This window comes from Sorangium sp. So ce1504, from assembly GCF_051521635.1.
In the GTDB taxonomy this organism is placed as follows: Bacteria; Myxococcota_A; Polyangia; order Polyangiales; family Polyangiaceae; genus Sorangium; species Sorangium cellulosum_B.
Genome location: NZ_CP150365.1, coordinates 8561674 through 8577903 on the forward strand (window position 1 = coordinate 8561674; position 16230 = coordinate 8577903).

The 16230-nt window shown below is 70.8% G+C and carries 15 protein-coding genes; 7 read left to right on the top strand and 8 right to left on the bottom strand.

Translation table 11 applies throughout. The annotated features are described in order from the left end of the window. Positions 1-115 precede the first annotated feature (115 nt). Both WMF39_RS32155 and WMF39_RS32160 read right to left on the bottom strand, forming a co-directional pair. Positions 116-781, bottom strand: coding sequence for a hypothetical protein (locus tag WMF39_RS32155; protein WP_437740300.1), 666 nt, complete (start codon positions 779-781; stop codon positions 116-118). Continuing rightward, positions 781-1356, bottom strand: coding sequence for a hypothetical protein (locus WMF39_RS32160; RefSeq protein WP_012238538.1), 576 nt, complete (start codon positions 1354-1356; stop codon positions 781-783). The genes WMF39_RS32155 and WMF39_RS32160 overlap by 1 nt, the downstream gene beginning before the upstream one ends. 482 nt (positions 1357-1838) lie before the next feature. On the opposite strand from WMF39_RS32160, the gene groES reads away from it, so the two are divergent. From groES to WMF39_RS32175, 3 genes are all read left to right on the top strand, one after another. After that, positions 1839-2129: a co-chaperone GroES gene (gene groES, locus WMF39_RS32165; RefSeq protein WP_012238539.1), complete on the top strand. Its 291-nt coding sequence runs from the start codon at positions 1839-1841 to the stop codon at positions 2127-2129. 33 nt (positions 2130-2162) lie between these two features. Next, positions 2163-3791, top strand: coding sequence for a chaperonin GroEL (groL, locus tag WMF39_RS32170; RefSeq protein WP_437740301.1), 1629 nt, complete (start codon positions 2163-2165; stop codon positions 3789-3791). A gap of 128 nt (positions 3792-3919) precedes the next feature. Further along, a complete protein-coding gene (locus WMF39_RS32175) occupies positions 3920-4453 on the top strand; it encodes a GNAT family N-acetyltransferase (protein WP_437740302.1) in 534 nt (177 codons plus the stop codon). A gap of 40 nt (positions 4454-4493) precedes the next feature. Here the strand turns inward: WMF39_RS32175 and WMF39_RS32180 are convergent, their stop codons facing one another. Further along, complete coding sequence (locus WMF39_RS32180; RefSeq protein ID WP_437542947.1) at positions 4494-5021, bottom strand: TrmH family RNA methyltransferase; 528 nt, start codon at positions 5019-5021, stop codon at positions 4494-4496. A gap of 15 nt (positions 5022-5036) precedes the next feature. Further along, the gene (locus tag WMF39_RS32185) at positions 5037-5879 is read right to left on the bottom strand and encodes a PDZ domain-containing protein (protein WP_437740303.1); all 843 of its coding nucleotides are present in this window, start codon (positions 5877-5879) and stop codon (positions 5037-5039) included. A 64-nt stretch (positions 5880-5943) separates the two neighbouring features. On the opposite strand from WMF39_RS32185, the gene asnS reads away from it, so the two are divergent. From asnS to WMF39_RS32205, 4 genes are all read left to right on the top strand, one after another. Continuing rightward, positions 5944-7284, top strand: a complete 1341-nt coding sequence (gene asnS / locus WMF39_RS32190; protein WP_437740304.1) for an asparagine--tRNA ligase — start codon at positions 5944-5946, stop codon at positions 7282-7284. A gap of 563 nt (positions 7285-7847) precedes the next feature. Then, the gene (locus WMF39_RS32195; protein WP_437542954.1) at positions 7848-8585 is read left to right on the top strand and encodes a class II glutamine amidotransferase; all 738 of its coding nucleotides are present in this window, start codon (positions 7848-7850) and stop codon (positions 8583-8585) included. A 100-nt stretch (positions 8586-8685) separates the two neighbouring features. Continuing rightward, a complete protein-coding gene (locus tag WMF39_RS32200; protein WP_437740305.1) occupies positions 8686-9312 on the top strand; it encodes a hypothetical protein in 627 nt (208 codons plus the stop codon). Positions 9313-9353: 41 nt separating this feature from the next. Continuing rightward, positions 9354-10268 carry a patatin-like phospholipase family protein gene (locus WMF39_RS32205; RefSeq protein ID WP_437740306.1) on the top strand — a complete coding sequence of 305 codons (915 nt, stop codon included), beginning with the start codon at positions 9354-9356 and terminating at the stop codon, positions 10266-10268. Positions 10269-10490: 222 nt separating this feature from the next. Here the strand turns inward: WMF39_RS32205 and WMF39_RS32210 are convergent, their stop codons facing one another. From WMF39_RS32210 to WMF39_RS32225, 4 genes are all read right to left on the bottom strand, one after another. Then, complete coding sequence (locus WMF39_RS32210) at positions 10491-10880, bottom strand: hypothetical protein (RefSeq protein ID WP_437740307.1); 390 nt, start codon at positions 10878-10880, stop codon at positions 10491-10493. A gap of 218 nt (positions 10881-11098) precedes the next feature. Further along, positions 11099-13009 (bottom strand): beta-ketoacyl synthase N-terminal-like domain-containing protein, encoded by a 1911-nt coding sequence (locus WMF39_RS32215; RefSeq protein WP_437740308.1) that lies wholly within the window; start codon positions 13007-13009, stop codon positions 11099-11101. Then, positions 13006-13920 (bottom strand): hypothetical protein, encoded by a 915-nt coding sequence (locus tag WMF39_RS32220; RefSeq protein ID WP_437740309.1) that lies wholly within the window; start codon positions 13918-13920, stop codon positions 13006-13008. The genes WMF39_RS32215 and WMF39_RS32220 overlap by 4 nt, the downstream gene beginning before the upstream one ends. Further along, entirely contained in the window at positions 13917-16229 is a 2313-nt protein-coding gene (locus WMF39_RS32225; RefSeq protein WP_437740310.1) for a beta-ketoacyl synthase N-terminal-like domain-containing protein, read from the bottom strand. Before WMF39_RS32225 ends, WMF39_RS32220 begins: the two co-directional genes overlap by 4 nt. Position 16230: the final 1 nt, after the last annotated feature.

Genomic DNA, 16230 nt, shown 5'->3' on the forward strand with positions numbered 1-16230 from the left:
GATGCGGATGAGAGTACGTGCGCGCGAACCGGTCAAGAGAGAACGAGAGCGCGCGGCCGCGGCGAGCGCTCCGCGCCGGGCTCCCGAGCGACCCCGAGCGCCCGGGAGGATGCGCTCACGCGGCGCGCGCGAGGGCGATCTTTTCCGTCTGCCCCGCCGCATAGAAGCGTCGCAGCGCCACGAGCAGCTCGGCATGACGCCCGTGGCGGGCAAACTCGGCCTCGAGTCGGCCCGCGAACCGCGCCGCCAGATCGTTCGCGATCCGGTAGCGATCGCCGGTCTCCGTGCCCGGTGGATCCATGAAGGTGACCCGCTCGAAGAGATGGGCGCGGATCCGCGCGGCGCGCTCGGGCTCGAAGCGCCCCGCCCCCGGTGGGGCCGCCTCGTGGCGGCGCCGGAGCGGCGGGCCTGGCGGCTCGACCTCGTCAGCCAGATCGCCATAGACAAGCAGCACGTATTTGTCGACCTCGGCCTGGAGCTCGAGCTCGAGCTGGGTCGCCGGCAGCTCCCTGCGGGCCCGCTCGGCCACATAGAGGAAGTGGCTCACGCCCTCGACGATCTGGCAGATCTCGTCGAACGTCCGCTCTCGCCCCCGCGTGATCGCCCGGCGGGGCAGGTGCAGCGCGATCTCGATATCCCCGTCGGCGTGCCGGATCAGCAGCGCTTCGCGTGCGCTGCCGTCCGTCAGCCGGATGAAATCGTCGACCGCGGGCGCGTCATCGAGCGCATAGGTGCGCGCCAGGTGCTGCTGGATCCGGGACGGGAAGGTCGCCCCCCGCATCAGTTGAGCCCGCCCGTACCACGGCTCGGGACGAGCCCTCGTGCCCCGAGCTCATCCGCGAGGCGGCTCGATCCCGTACGAACCCAGCGCTCGTACAGCCGGAGCACCGAGCGCTCGTCCCGAGCTCCCGACGCGAGCGTACCGTCGGCCACATCGTTCAGGACGCTCACGAACCGCTCGAATTTCTCGGCCATCTCCGAAAGAACATCGGGCCCCTGGCCGACGCGCGCATTGAGGCGCAGCATAGCGGCCGCATGGTGGTAGGCGGTGGACCCGACCCCGACCACGTAGCCGCGATCGACCCCCTTGAGCTCGATGTGGCCGCCGAAGAAACCGACCACGTAGAGGACGCTGTCTCCCAGGTTACGCAGCCGCTGGAAACGCTCGGCTCCGGAGGCTTCCAGCGCGTCGCGCAGAAGAAAGGTCAGGGGCTGGTTGAAGGCAGACTCGGCATGCTCGTCCGGGTGAGCAAAAGCACAGAGCAGACCGACGAGGTAACTCGACGCCGCCTCGGTGGCAGCGACGTTCCGAACTCGGAGCGCCTCGTCCACAACCTCCTGGAAATAGCGGGTCATGCTCGGGGACAGAGAGATCGCTTGGCTCACAGCGGCACCTCACTTATGCGGGTGCCCTGGATACCGACGTAACCCGGGCCACCGCGCGCTCAGGTCAACCAGACACGTCCTGGCGGCCTCCCTCGGGCTGGAGACCGTGAGGGCATCGCGTCACTGTGCTGCCGCAGCTTTGCCCTCATAAGCGCATTTTAGCCGAGAGGCTCCGCCGAGCCCAGCCTTGAGCCGCGCGCCTTCCCCTGCAATCTCCAGGACTTACAGCCACCTCTGCGCCTGGCTGCCAGCGCGCAAAGTGCCGCCTGGGGCCACTCTTGACACCCTCCAGGGGGTGGCTATCTTCCGCGCGCTCGCTAGCACTCGCCACAGGTGAGTGCTAGCAAAGTGCCCAGACTGCAATCGTAGGGGGCCTTCCGGCGCGCTCCATCGCGCCGGCTGGGCCTCGCCGTTCGTGGGACGCGGCGCTCGTCCCCGGAGGACTTGCAAAGATGAAGATTCGACCGCTCCAGGACCGCGTGATCGTTCAGCGCGTGAAGGAAGAAGAGAAGACCAAGGGAGGTCTCTACATTCCGGACACCGCGAAAGAGAAGCCGATCGAGGGGACCGTCGTCGCCGTCGGCAACGGCAAGGTCGCCGAGGACGGTACCGTGCGGAAGCTCGACGTCAAGGAGGGCGATCGCGTCCTCTTCGGCAAGTACTCGGGCACCGAGGTCAAGATCGACGGCGAGGAGCACCTCATCCTCCGCGAGGATGACATCCTCGGCGTGATCGAGAAGTGACGCGGGCGACAGAAGGAACTTAGGAGAGACACCATGGCAGCCAAGGAAATCATCTACAACGAGTCCGCCCGCAGCATGATCCTCGCGGGGGTCAACGCCCTCGCCGACGCGGTCAAGGTCACCCTCGGCCCGAAGGGGCGCAACGTCGTCATCGAGAAGAGCTTCGGCTCGCCGACGGTCACCAAGGACGGCGTGACGGTCGCCAAGGAGATCGAGCTCGAGAACCGCTTCGAGAACATGGGCGCCCAGATGGTCCGCGAGGTCGCCTCGAAGACGAGCGACATCGCCGGCGACGGGACGACCACCGCGACGGTGCTCGCCCAGGCGATCTACCGCGAGGGCTCCAAGCTCGTCGCGGCCGGGCACAACCCGATGGAGATCAAGCGCGGCATCGACAAGGCGGTCGAGGCGATCGTGGCGCACCTCCACAGCTCGGCCAAGCAGACGAAGGACGCGAAGGAGATCGCGCAGGTCGGCACGATCAGCGCGAACGGCGACGAGACGATCGGCAAGCTCCTCGCCGACGCCATGGAGAAGGTCGGCAAGGAGGGCGTGATCACGGTCGAGGAGGCCAAGAGCGCCGACACGACCCTCGACGTGGTCGAGGGCATGCAGTTCGACCGCGGCTACCTCTCGCCGTACTTCGTGACCGATCCCGAGGCCATGAAGGCGAACCTCGAGGACTGCTACATCCTCATCTCGGAGAAGAAGATCTCCAACATGAAGGACCTGCTCCCGGTGCTCGAGGCGATCGCCAAGAGCCAGAAGCAGCTCCTCATCATCGCCGAGGACGTCGAGGGCGAGGCGCTCGCGACCCTCGTCGTGAACAAGCTCCGCGGCACGCTGCACTGCGCGGCCGTCAAGGCGCCGGGCTTCGGTGATCGCCGCAAGGAGATGCTGAAGGACATCGCCACCCTGACGGACGGCCAGGTGATCGCGGAGGAGCTCGGCCTCAAGCTCGAGAACGTCACGATCAGCGACCTCGGCCGCGCCAAGACCGTCATCATCGACAAGGACAACACCACGATCGTCGGCGGCCAGGGCAAGAAGGACAAGATCAAGGCCCGGCAGCAGGAGATCCGCGCTCAGATCGAGAACACGACGAGCGACTACGACCGCGAGAAGCTCCAGGAGCGGCTCGCGAAGCTCGTGGGCGGCGTCGCGGTCGTCAAGGTCGGCGCTGCGACCGAGACCGAGATGAAGGAGAAGAAGGCCCGCGTCGAGGACGCGCTCCACGCGACCCGCGCGGCCGTCGAGGAGGGCATCGTCCCGGGCGGCGGCGTGGCGCTCATCCGCGCGCAGAGCTCGCTCGAGAAGCTCAAGGTCAACGACGAGCAGCGGTTCGGCGTGAACATCATCCGCCGCGCCATCGAGGAGCCCCTCCGCCAGATCTCGGCCAACGCCGGGGAAGAGGGCTCGATCGTCGTGCAGAAGGTGCGCGACGGCAAGGACTCGTACGGCTACAACGCCGCGTCGGGCGACTACGGCAACCTGCTCGAGATGGGCGTCATCGATCCGGTCAAGGTCGTCCGGTCGGCGCTCCAGAACGCGGCCAGCGTCGCCAGCCTGATGCTCACCACCGAGGCGCTCATCGCTGAGCGGCCGAAGGAGGAGAAGGCGGCGGCTGGTGGCGGCCACGCGGGCCACGGCCACGACTTCTGATCGCGACGCGCCGCGCTGACCGCTAAGCCCGGCGGGCGAGGGCCGGCTTCCTCCTCAGGAAGTCGGCCCTTCGCCATTTCGACTTCCGGCGAGCCGCGGCGCATGATCTGATCCGGCGCAGGTTCGCGATGAGCACCCTGACTACCGAGCGCCTGGCGCTCACCCCGGTCTCGCTGTCCCTGCTCGAGGCGGTCATCCGCGGAGATCGCGCCGAGGCCGAGGCCCTGTCCGGCGCGCGCTTCCCTGGCGCCTGGCCCGGGCGCGCGCTCGTCGAGCGCGCCTTCAGCTCGCCGCTCGACCGGCTGCGCGACGATCCAGAGGCGTTCCTGTGGGGCACGCGGCTGATGGTGACGCGCGGGCAGGAGGAGCGCGTCGTCGTCGGCAGCGTGGTGCTGAACGGCCGGCCCGACGCGACCGGCACGGTGGAGATCGGCTACGGCGTCGAGGGCAAGTCCCAGGGCCAAGGCTACGCGACGGAGGGGTCGCGCGCCGTCCTGCACTGGACGCTGCAGCAGCCGGGCGTGAGGCGCGTCATCGCGACCACGCCGGCCTGGCACCGCGCGTCGCTCCGGGTGATCGAGAAGCTCGGGATGCGCCCTGCTGGAACGCTCGATCACGACCTCCTGGGCGAGCTCCTCGTCTTCGAGCGCTACCCCGAGTAGCGCGCTTCCGTCCACGGACGGGGGCCCGCCTCGGCGCCGCTCACCCTCCTGCGCGGCTCACGCCGCCGCGCGGGTCGCGCCGCCGAGCCCACTCGCACAGGGTCATGCCCGCCGCGATCGCCACGGGGTACGAGTGGTTGATCCCGTACATGGGGATCGCGATCACGTCCTCGCACGCGTCGAGCAGCGCCTGCGGCAGCCCGTCATCCTCGCTGCCGAAGAGGAACACGAGCCCGCGGGGGAACGGCGCCTCCCAAAGGGTGCGCCGCGCGTGATCGCGCTCCACGCCGATGAGCGGGCGGCCGCGCGCCGCTTCGAGGAAGCTCGCCTCGTCGGGGCACTCGACGATGGTCTCGTACTTCTGCATGCCCATCGAAGCGCGCTCGTAGTAGGGCTCGGTCCCGATCAGGAAGATCTCCCGCACCAGGAACGAGTGCGCGACGCGGATGATGGCGCCGATGTTGAACGGGTTCTTCGCGCGGCAGACGGCGATGGAGAAGTCGTTCCGCAAGGGGGCGAGCTCTTCGCGGATCTCCCGGGTGGTGAGCCCGAAGGGCGGGATCTTCACGGCGCGCTGGCTCCCCTACTCGGCGGCGGCGAAGCGATCGAACAGCGGATAGATGGGCCCCTCGTGGACCCTGATCCGCTCGGTCGTGCCCGTGGCGTGCTTGACCAGGAGCACGAGCCCGGCGCGCGGCACGGCGTCGAGCGCGCCCCGGATCGCCGCGACGGACATGCGCCGCAGCGGCTGCCCGGCGATCTCCAGCACCTCGTCGTCCTTGCGGAGCCCGGCGCGCTCTGCAGGTCCGCCCTCCATCGTCCGCGAGATGAATGCCGAGCCGGAATGCAGCTGGTACCAGAGGCCGAGGCCGAGCTTGGCGTGCGCCGGCTGGAACGCGAGCGTGAGCGAGCCGCCCGCGTCGAGCTCGATCTCGATCTCGCCTGCGGCTCGGTGTGTATCGCTCGGACGGCCGATGTCGCGCACCCCGATCGGCTTGTCGGTGAGCGGATCCGATTCCCAGACCTCCACCCGGAGCCGGTCCTCGGGCAGGATCTGGAAGTTTCCGCTGGGTCCTTCGGGCCAGGTCGGCTCCAGCGTGTTCGCTTGCTCCGCCGTCCGAAAGATCTCCGCGCCGTTGACGAAGACGCGGACATAGGGGTCCGGGAGGTCACCGGCGCCGGAATCCCAGGCGCGGCCGTCCCGAGTGCGCTCCGGGATTCTCGCCCGGACGACCCGTAGCCATCGGACGTTCTCGGGCGGCGGAGGATGCAGCTCCTGGTCTGAAGGAGGCTCGTGCAGGCGGGTCGAGAGCTCGGGATAGAGCGCCGAGCAGCCGCCAGCGGCGAGCGGCGTGCCACCTGCAGCGAGCAGCAGGATGAACGCGGGCAAGCAGAGCGAGAGCGCGCGATGCCGTTGGAGGACCAAGATGGCGCCATTTTTGGCCGGAGCCGGCGTCAGCCGCAACTAAACCGTGCTATTTCGGGCGCCCATGCAGGATCAGCCCGTCATTGCTACCAGCGACCTCAGCGCGCACGTCGGCAGCACTGTCGTGCTCCGCGGATGGCTCTACAACAAGCGATCGAGCGGCAAGCTCCACTTCCTCGAGCTGCGCGACGGCTTCGGCACCGTCCAGTGCGTGATGGCGAAGAGCGACGTCGGCGACGAGGTCTTCGCGGCCGCCGACAAGGTCACCCAGGAGAGCGTGATCGATGTCGTCGGTGAGGTGAAGGCGCACCCGAAGCGCGCCGGGGTCTACGAGATCGCCGCGTCCGGCTTCCGCGTGCTCGGCCCCACCGCCGGCGAGTACCCGATCTCCCCGAAGGAGCACGGGACCGACTTCCTCATGGATCACCGCCACCTCTGGCTGCGATCGAAGCGGCAGCACGCGATCTTGCGCGTTCGTCACACCATCATCCAGGCCATCCGCGACTTCTTCGACGGGCGCGGGTTCACGCTCGTCGATGCGCCGGTCTTCACGCCGAACGCGTGCGAGGGGACGAGCACGCTGTTCCAGACCGACTACCACGGCGAGAAGGCGTACCTCACCCAGTCGGGGCAGCTTTACATGGAGGCGGCAGCGGCCGCGTTCGGGAAGGCGTACTGCTTCGGGCCCACGTTCCGCGCGGAAAAATCGAAGACCCGACGCCACCTGGCCGAGTTCTGGATGGTCGAGCCCGAGGTGGCGTTCATGGACCTCGCGGGCGACATGGACCTCGCGGAAGACTTCCTCTGCTTCATCGTCGAGCGGGTCCTCGAGCGGCGCCGCCCCGAGCTCGCGGTGCTCGAGCGCGACGTCGGGAAGCTCGAGGCCGTCAAGAAACCGTTCCCGCGCATCCGCTACGACGAGGCCGTCGCCATCCTGAACGAGGCGCGCGCGGAGAAACGCAAAATGGCCGGAGAGGCCGAAATTCCGGATTTTCCTTGGGGAGAGGATTTCGGCGGCGAGGACGAGACGATCATCTCCGGCCGGTACGATCGCCCCGTCATGATTCACCGCTATCCGGCTCAGGTGAAAGCGTTCTACATGAAGCGCGATCCGACGGACGACCGGCTCGCGCTCTGCGTCGATGTCCTGGCGCCGGAAGGTTATGGAGAGGTGATCGGGGGCGGGCAGCGCGAGGATGATCTCGCCATCCTCGAGCGGGCAATCGAGGCGCATCGGCTGCCCCCCGAGGCGTTCGGCTGGTACCTGGATCTGCGCCGGTATGGCACCTTCCCGCATGCGGGCTTCGGGCTCGGCGTCGAGCGGAGCGTCGCCTGGATCTGCGGTCTGCCGCACGTGCGCGAGACGATCCCGTTCCCGCGCATGCTGAATCGGCTCTCGCCTTAGTGCCGCGCGTCAGAGCTCCTGCCGGAAATTCTGGGCGCCGCTTGGCATCGCATCGTTCACGGCGCGATGCGCCACGGCGCCGACGCGGCGGGCCGACGCGTGGGAGCGCGGAAGCGTGGGAGCAGACGAGGCTAGCCGCTCCTCGCGCGCACCCACGCGTCGGAATCGCGACGCTGTGCGAGGAGCGTGAGTAAGAGGTAACGCGATCGGCAAGCCCACGCGACGCGCGACAACGGCGGGCAGTGTGGTCAGGCCGTGCCCGCGCCCCGCCTCGCCGCTGGGGATCCGTTTTTGCTCCGCTTGCAGGGCGACTCTGTCGTATCAAGAAAGCATAGGGCGCAACCCGCGACCCACGCTCACTCGGCCGACCGACGGAGCCACCCCTGCTTGCAGATGAGGGAGCGCTCTACCGGCGAGCCGGACCCTGCCCCCGCCTCCCCGACCCAACTCGCGAGGACAAAGCTATGGCTCGTCTCGTCGGCTTTATCGGTAACCGTCCGGATCTCGGCGCGCGTGCGATCGAGCTCGAAGAACGTGCCCTCACGGTTCGCCGAAGGGAGGGCGTGATCCCTGGCTGGGGGGTCGGCTTCTACCAGGGAGGAGAGATTCTCCTCAAGCGCCGGCCGATCGATGATCGACCGGAGATCAGCCTGGCCGACATGACCAAGGACGTGCGCGCCGACATCCTCGTGGCGCATGTCCGGGCTGCGACCGTCGGCAGCCTGCGCACCGAGAACACGCACCCCTTCCGTTATCGGCAGTGGCTGTTCGCCCACACGGGCACGGTCGAAGGGTTCGCCCGCCTGCGGAACCAGCTGAGCGACTCGCTGCCGCAGTTTCTCCAGCGCGACGTTCGCGGCGAGACGGACAGCGAGCTCCTCTTCCACCTGTTCCTGTCCTTCCTCCACGACAGCGGCCAGCTCGATCGACCCAACGTGGACGCGGCGAGCGCGCGGACGGCCCTCCGGTCCTCCATCGCGCTCGTGGACCGGCTCTGCGCGGAGGAAGGGGCGGGGCCGAGCGCGATGAACATCGTGGTCACGAACCCCGAGTACCTGCTCGCCGCCCACGGCGGCACGTCGATGGCGTACCGCATCTACCAGGGCAGCGAGGACATGGAGCGGCTCCTCAGCGACGGCGGGTTGGGCCGAATGCGCATGCCCGACTATGCCGCGAGCCGGTTGACGCTCGTCGCGTCGGACTTCGATGACGACCAGGCCCCCGCGGGGTGGACCCACGTTGGCGAGCGTGCGATCGTGACGTTCACCCGCGCCGATGCTCCCGCGATCGAGCCGATCTGAACGCCCGGAGGGCCCGCAGGAGGCCAGGGCCCATGCACCGCCGGCCGGCGCTCCGGACGCCTCTCGGCCGTCGCGAGCGTGTCCATCGCTGCTCGTCGCCGTGATCGCGGGCTGGTCGCTCCTGGGGTGCGGCCGCGGAGAACCGGCCTCCTTTCCCACCGCCGCCGAGCTCTCTGACGAGCGCCGCCGCCCCGACGGCGTGGCGCTCGATCCGGCGAGCACCCCGCCGCCACCGACGAACCAAGCAGACGTCGTGGACAGCGTCGTGACCCTCCGGACACCTCTCGGCATCGGCGCCGCGCTGGACGTCGTGGACGAGTTCTTCCGGCGGGTGGTCGCCGAGGACAGCGAAGCCTTGAGCGAGTTGCTGACGCGCGATGCCCTCGCGATCCACACCGGCTCGGGCGGATCGGGGCAGCCGCCGAGCGCCGGGCTCTGGTGGGAGCAGCGGTTCCGGCGACTCGAGTACGGAAAGCTCGCCGGAGAGCCGGTCTATCGGGAGTCGGAGCTCCAGATCTTCCGGGCCGAGGACGTGCTCGCGACGCCGCAACACCCCGCGATCCAGCCCGAGACGCTCGATGACCAGGACGTCGTGATCCGCGTGCCGATCGCGACCGCGCGGGTCGCCACGGATCGCCTGCTCGGCGACGAGATCGTCGTCTGGCTGCGCCGCGACGGCCCGCGATTCAGGATCTATCGGCTGCTCGAGGACTTCCAGCTACAGTAGGCTTTGCGCTTGTGCCATATCTCCGACAAGATCGGGGCTCGATGAGCCGCCTCAAGATCGCGTTCGTGGGCTCCGGGGGAGCGGCGCGAGGCCTTGCGCACCTCGGCGTGCTGAAGGCTTGCGAGGAGCTGGGCATCCATCCAGAGATCTACGTGGGCGCGGGAGCGGGCGCGCTGGTCAGCGCGACGTACGGGCAAGACATCCCGCTCGATGTGCTTCTCGACGCCTACCGCCTCCCCTGGAGACGACGTCACCGCGGGCCTCGCCTCCACGTGTCGAGCTTCTTCGGCGCTCCCGCCCTGCGCGATCTGCTCGACCCGGGATACCTCTGCTCGGGGGTGTTCTCGATCGACAGGCTCGAGCGCTACGTGCGCCGGACGCTGCCGATCAACGACTTCCGGCAGCTGCCGCACGCCGTCTACGTGACGGCGGTGGACGTGGACAGCGCCAAGCGCGTCGTGTTCGGCCCTGGCTACGACGAGGCCACGCCGATCAGCCAGGCGGTGGCCGCCAGCTGCTGCGTGCCCGGCCTGTTCCGGCCCTACCGCATCAACGGCCGCTATCACTTGAGCGGCGAGGTGATCCGGACGCTCTCCGCCGACGTGGCCGTGAATGCCGGCGCGAACATCGTGATCATCTCCAACATCTACCGTCCCGAGGAGCGCGACGAGTCGCAGCGCTCGATCGCGAGGAGCGGCGCACCCAGCGTCGTCCGGCAGTCGCTCAGCATCCTTCTGGCCGAGAAGGAGCGCCGCGGCGTCGAGCTCCTCTCCAAGCTCTACCCGAACGTCACCTTCCTGGACGTGGCGCCCGCGATCGGCCGGTACAGCTACATGAACCGGTTCGCCGCCAAGCCGCTCGTCCTGCGCGGCTACCGCACTGCGCTCCGCATACTCGCCGCCGCGAAGGAGAAGGGCGTGTTCGATGCCCCCTCCTCGAAGAGCGCGCTGAACTAGAGCGGCGGTCACCCGCTTCGGATACGGGCCCACCTCGACGTTTTCGGTGCTCAGCGCACCGGAGTGCGCTTGCGCGCCGAAAACGCCGATCTGGGCCCGTCTCCTGTGCGGGAGACCGCCGCTCTGCTTGGTGCAGAGGGGGGCGGAAACCGCTGTGGCGGGCGGAGCTACCGGCGGGCGCCCTGGCGTACGTCGACCGCGCCGTCGCGCAGCGACCGAGCGCTACATCCCCGCGACGATGCGGTACCCGTCCTGGTACTCCACCAGCTCCAGCCGGTTGTCGTCGACCTTGCGACGCCACTCTTCGCCCTTGCCCCCCGGGATGCGATAGCTCGCGCTGAAGGTGTAGTCGACGTAGATGACGTCATCACCCTTCAGGACGCGCCGGTAGCGGATCTCGTAGCGGATGGCGCGAGCGTCCTGGAACTTGCCGGTGAGGTACGAGCGCAGGCCAGCGTAATCGAGGTCGTCCGCCGCATCGATGTTGCCGCCGTCCTCGTAGTACTTGGGCGACGCGAGCTTGAGCAGCTCGCCCACGTTCTTGCTCTCCACCGCGTTGCGATACTTCTCGCAGAACGAGATGATCTTGCGGTTGTCGTCGTTGTCCTCCACGTCTGTGTTCGGGATGTAGTGGGTCGCGCACCCGGCGAGGACGGCCGAAGCAACGACGAGGAGCGAAGCGACAGCTTTTGTTTGGCGGCAGAACATACGCGGGCAGGACAACGCTCGGGGGAAGCAGCTGATTCCAGCTGGGAACCTTGCCAGATCGAGGCGCGGATCGGCAAGCGAAGCGATCACGACCACCAAGGATGACGGGGACGGGCGCGCCGCTACGCGTGCTCCTTGAGCCAGCGGAGGAGGGCGAGATGGCCAACCGGCCCCTCGTGGTCGACAGGGAGGTCCGGATCGACCTTGCGCAGGCGCTCCTCGTCGCCGGGATCCGCCTGCAGGAGCAGCGCGACGGCGCCGCTGGCGAGCGCGCGGTGCTGGGCGCCGGTGAGGCCGAGCAGCTCGCGCGCGACCGGCCCCGCGTCGTCGGCCGCGAGGACGACCATGCGGTCGGCGTCGGAGGACGCGACGAGATCGGCCGCGGCGCGGAGCGCCTCCAGCGCGCCGCCGAGCCCGGCGCCGACCGCGAAGCTCGGCCCGGTGAGCTGGTACGCGATGGCGCACTCGCCCGCGATCGCGTTCGGCGACGTCGCAGGGAAGAGGCGAGGCTCGACGAAGCGGGCTCCGCGGGCGCGCCGGCGGGCGTCGTACACCTCGTTGGTGTCGATCGTGGCGAGCGCGTGGCCCGCGACGATGCCGGCCCCCCGCAAGCGATCGGCGCCGACGATGGCGGCGAGGGCTGCCACCGCGGTCAGCCCGAGCCGGCAGAGCGCGTCGAGGCGCGCGAGGCGGTCGCGCGCGATGCCGGTCGCCTCGGCGAGGCGCCCGAGATCGGAGCCCGTCACGTGCGCGTGCGCGCGGAGAACCACGGCGCGCGGGCGCCGCGGGCGGCGCCCGCTGGCGGAGGACGTGAGCAAGAGGGCGGCGTTGGCGCCGCCGAACGCTGCCGAGAGCTTGAGCGCCGAAGAGAGCGGGCGGGGCTCGGCGCGCTCGAGCAGGTGAGCCGGGGCGTCGGGGTCGAGCTCGCCTTCGGAGGCCGCCGGTGGAGCGATGGACGCCTGGAGGGCGGCTGCTGCGGCGAGCGCCTCGAGCACGCCCGCGGCCCCGAGCGTGTGCCCTATCTGAGCCTTGAACGGGTGGACCACCGGCGGAGGCGCATCCGCGCCCGGCAGCGCGTCCGAGCCCTCCACGGCGCCGCGCGGCGAGAGCAACGCGGCGATCGCGCGCGACTCCATCGCGTCGTTGTAAGGCGTCGCCGTGGCGTGGGCGCTGATCAGACCGACGCGCGAGGCAGGCCACCCGGCGTCGGCGAGCGCCGCGGCGCCGGCGCGCGCGAGCCCCGAGCCGGTTCGATCCGGGGCCGTGATGTGCACCGCGTCCGTGGAGGCGCCGAAGCCGGCGACGCGGACGATCACCGGGGCGCCGCGGAGACGGTCCTCGCGGACGAGGGCGACGACGGCGGCGCCCTCGCCGAGCGCCATGCCGTCACGGCCGACCCGAAACGGGCGCGACCTGGACGCCGTGGTCGCGCGGAGCGCCTCGAAGCCGGCGGCGACGAAGATGCTGAGGGCGTCGTAGCCACCGGCGAGCACGAGATCGCAAGCGTCGCGATCGAGCCAGCGGAGACCGAGGCCGATCGCCAGGGTGCTCGCCGCGCACGCCGCGAGCAGGTGCGTGCGCAGCGGGGTCCGCTCGAGCCCGAACGCTGCGAGCGCGTCGTTGAACGGCGCGAAATACGTCGCACGCGAGGCCAGCGCGGCGAGCGATCCGGCGTCGGCGCCCTCGGCGCGGGCGGCGAAGAACCGCTCCGCGGTGAGCATGCCGCCGCTGGAGGTGCCGAGGGCGATGCCGATGCGCTCGCCACGAAAGCCCGGACGCACGCCCTCCAGCGCCGCGAGCGTCTGTGAGAGCGCCGCCTTCAGCAGGTCCGTGGCGCGATCGGCGCCTGGAGCGACGCCGAGCTCCGCCGGCGCGCGCGCGGCGAAGGGCCGCAGCAGGCCGGCGCGAGCCAGCTCCGCGTCGCGCGCGATCGCGACAGGCGCAGGCTCACCAGCCCGAGGGACGCGGTAGGCGAGAGGGCCGAGGCCGAGCGCCGAGACAGCGCCCGAGGCGATGACGCAGGCGTCGCTCATGAGCCGCCCCCCGGCCGGAGCGCGTCGGGATCGACGAACGCGCGCGGATCCGGCGCGCGATCCCGCTCCTCGGCCTCGCAGATCACCGTGATGAGCAGCCCGGTCGAGGCCTGCGCGTAACGGACGTTGCCGCAGCCCATGCCCTCGGCGATCACGACCTCCTCGTCGAGCCGGCGCCGGCGGGTGCCCTCCGCCGTCGACCACGTGGTGCGGCGCGCGCCGATCACGCCTCGGTCGTTGACCCGCAGATCGATCACGGCGTCGCCGTCGCGCAGGACGAAGGAATCCGTGCTCTCGGCGCGCGAGTACCAGAGCAGCGTCCCCGCTGCCGGGTGGAGCATCCACCAGCGCAGGAAATCTACCGGCAGACCGCGGAGTGCAGTCCGTGGCGTCGAGGCGTCGCCGCGCCTCAGCAGATCGAGCGCGGGAACGGCGAAACGGAAGCGATCGCCGCGCGCCCACAGGTCGAGCGCGGTGGTGCCGCCCGGGCCGAGGAGGATCATCCGCAGCGCGCCCTCGGGCTCGAGAATGTCGCTCCCCGCCGCGCGTGCTCGCCCTTCGATCGCCGGCGGGGCGACCGCGATCGCGCCGCGCGCCTCGAGCACGTGGCCTGTGCGCGGCTCCCGCAATGCCAGGCGGACGCGGAGCGTGCGCGGGCCAGCCCCCTCGACCTCGCGGCGGAGACCTGCGAGGCGCTCGCGCCCCTCTCGCCACGCGGAGGGGTCGAGCCGCGCGGCGGACGTGCCCGCCGATGGGCCAGGCAGGAGGCGCGCTAGCTCGGCGTCGAGCGCGCCGCCGCGCCGCGGGGCGCTCGCGGCGCAGGCAGGGAGGCTCGCGAGCAAGAGCAGGAGGCGCCCGGCGCTGACGAGGTGCCGCGCACGACGGCGGGGAGCAGGCAGCGATGTCGTCACGCGTCGCCGGGAGCGACCAGCAGGATGGCGTATCCCCGGTCGGGTGCGCCGCCCACGACGAGCACGCTCGCGAGGTCGCGGCAGGCGAGCGCCGCGACCGCCGCAGCAGCAGCGAACCCGCCGGCGCCCTCGTGATCGCCTGAGCGCGACGCGAGCGTGGAGCGCCGCACCTCGGCCCACGGTGAGCCATGCAGGCAGGCGACGAGGCGCTCCTCCTCCCGTCCGACGAACACGGCGGCTGGCGACGGGACGGTGGCCTGCGCTCGCAGGGCGCCCTCTCCCGAAGCGCCGAGGCGCGCCGGCGCTGGCGCTCCCGCGAGCATCCCCACGCCGTCACCCCGCCAGGAGTTCCACCAGGACACCATCGCCACCGGGCGCGCCCCTCGCTCACGCACACGCGCGGCGCTCTCGAAGAGCAGCACGGCAGCGCCCTCGCTGCGGACCCCGCTGCTGACGACCTGCGAGCAGATCGGACCGAGGCACCGCTCGATCATCGGGCTCGTCTCCTCGACGCTGCCCGCGGCGAGCGCCTCCCCCTCCCCGGCCGTGATGAGCTCGATGGCCGTGACCATGGCCGCTTCCGCGGTCGCTCCGAGATCGGCCATCGCGAACACCGGGCCACGGAGGCCCAGGTAGATGGAGGCATGCCCAACCGGCGACGAGGGGACCAGGTTCGGAAAATCGGCGGGGCTCGCGTACTTCGCGCCCTTGTCGTAAATGCGCCGCATGTAGGCGGTCGAGGCGTCGACGCTGCCAAAGGACGCGCCGACGATGGCGCCAGGCAGGGTGCGGCTCGGCGCGACGTCGGCCGCCGGATCGCCCGCGCCGGCCTCGGCCTGGACCGCGCCACCGAGCCCGGCCTCCGAGAGGGCCGTGAGGATTGCGGCCGTCGTCAGCCGGCCAGCTCGGTCGAGCCGCCTCGCCCGCGCGAGATCGAGGTGCGCGGCCGTGTTGAAGGGGATGGCTCCTTCCGCTGGCGGAGGGCCAGGCTCCAGATATGCGGCGCCGCCGCGGGACGCGAGGACGCCGAGCGGGCCGATCGTCGCGGCCGCCGTCACGACGACCGAGCGCCGCCGGGGCGCGCTGCCGGCGTCGAGCGGCGGAGGAAAACGGTCTGGCTGCGCGAGCACGAGCACGCTGTCCGTGCCGCCGAAGCCGAAGGAGTTCGACATCGCCGACCGGATCGGCGCCTCGCGCGCCTCCTTCAGGTGCACGAGCTGGCACTCCGGATCGACCTCTTCGAGGCCGCCGGTCGGGGGCATCACGCCGCGCGCGATGGCGAGGGCGGTGATCGCTGCCTCGACCGCGCCCGCTGCGCCGAGCGTGTGCCCGATCTGCCCCTTCGATGAGGAGACGGCGATGCGGTTCACCTCGGGGCCGAGGCAGGCGCGCAGGGCGGCGCTCTCCATGACGTCGTTCAGCGGCGTCGCGGTGCCGTGCGCGTTGACGTAATCAAGATCCGAGGGCGTGAGCGCCGCGCATCGGAGAGCGTCGCGCATGACGCGCGCGGCGGTGCGCCCCTCGCGCTCGGGGTTGGTGATGTGATGCGCCTCGGCGCCGGTCGCCCATCCGCGGAGCTCGACGATCGGCTCCGCCCCGCGCGCGCGCGCGGCGTCCTCGGACTCGAGGAGCAGGAACGCCGCCGCTTCGCCGAGGTTCAGACCGGCACGCCGCCGATCGAACGGGCGGCACGGCTCCGGATCGACGGCTGCGAGCGCGCCGAAGCCGGTGTACGTCAGCCGGCACAGACCGTCGGCGCCCCCCGCGAGCACGCGGGTGGAGAGGCCGGCGCGGAGCCAGGCCGCGCCCAGCAACACGGCGTTCGCGCCGCTCGAGCAGGCGCTGCAGACGCTCCTCACCCGACGGAACGGACCGACGGCGGCGCGGACGTGGTCGGCCGTCGATGAGAGGGGATGCGAGAGCATCCGCTTCAGGGGGGCGATCGCGCTGGGGTCGTGCGACAGCCAGGCGAGCAAGTCCTCCGTCTCGAACATCCCGGCGGTCGTCCCGCCGACCACCAGGTCGACTGGAACGGCCCTCGGGTCGATGCCCGCGTGTCCGAGCGCCTCGCGGGCCGAGAGCACGGCCATCGCGTCGGTTCGAGACCACCCTTCCGCCTCGCCGGGCGGCGCGACCTCCTCGGGGGAGAGGTCGCGGATCTCCGCGGCGATGCGCCCGCGCGTCCCGGGGATCTCGAACAAGGAGAGCGGCGCGAAGGCCCGTTCTCCTGCGATGAGCCGGTCCATCGTCTCGCTCGCCCCGCGCGCCAGGGGCGAGACGACCCCGATGCCCGTCACCCAGATGCGCACG

Excerpts from the sequence above, each read along its gene's own strand:
- WMF39_RS32155 (WP_437740300.1), bottom strand. The coding sequence starts at position 781 with ATGCGGGGGGCGACCTTCCCGTCCCGGATCCAGCAGCACCTGGCGCGC.
- WMF39_RS32160 (WP_012238538.1), bottom strand. The coding sequence starts at position 1,356 with ATGACCCGCTATTTCCAGGAGGTTGTGGACGAGGCGCTCCGAGTTCGG.
- groES (WP_012238539.1), top strand. The coding sequence starts at position 1,839 with ATGAAGATTCGACCGCTCCAGGACCGCGTGATCGTTCAGCGCGTGAAG.
- groL (WP_437740301.1), top strand. The coding sequence starts at position 2,163 with ATGGCAGCCAAGGAAATCATCTACAACGAGTCCGCCCGCAGCATGATC.
- WMF39_RS32175 (WP_437740302.1), top strand. The coding sequence starts at position 3,920 with ATGAGCACCCTGACTACCGAGCGCCTGGCGCTCACCCCGGTCTCGCTG.
- asnS (WP_437740304.1), top strand. The coding sequence starts at position 5,944 with ATGCAGGATCAGCCCGTCATTGCTACCAGCGACCTCAGCGCGCACGTC.
- WMF39_RS32205 (WP_437740306.1), top strand. The coding sequence starts at position 9,354 with ATGAGCCGCCTCAAGATCGCGTTCGTGGGCTCCGGGGGAGCGGCGCGA.
- WMF39_RS32215 (WP_437740308.1), bottom strand. The coding sequence starts at position 13,009 with ATGAGCGACGCCTGCGTCATCGCCTCGGGCGCTGTCTCGGCGCTCGGC.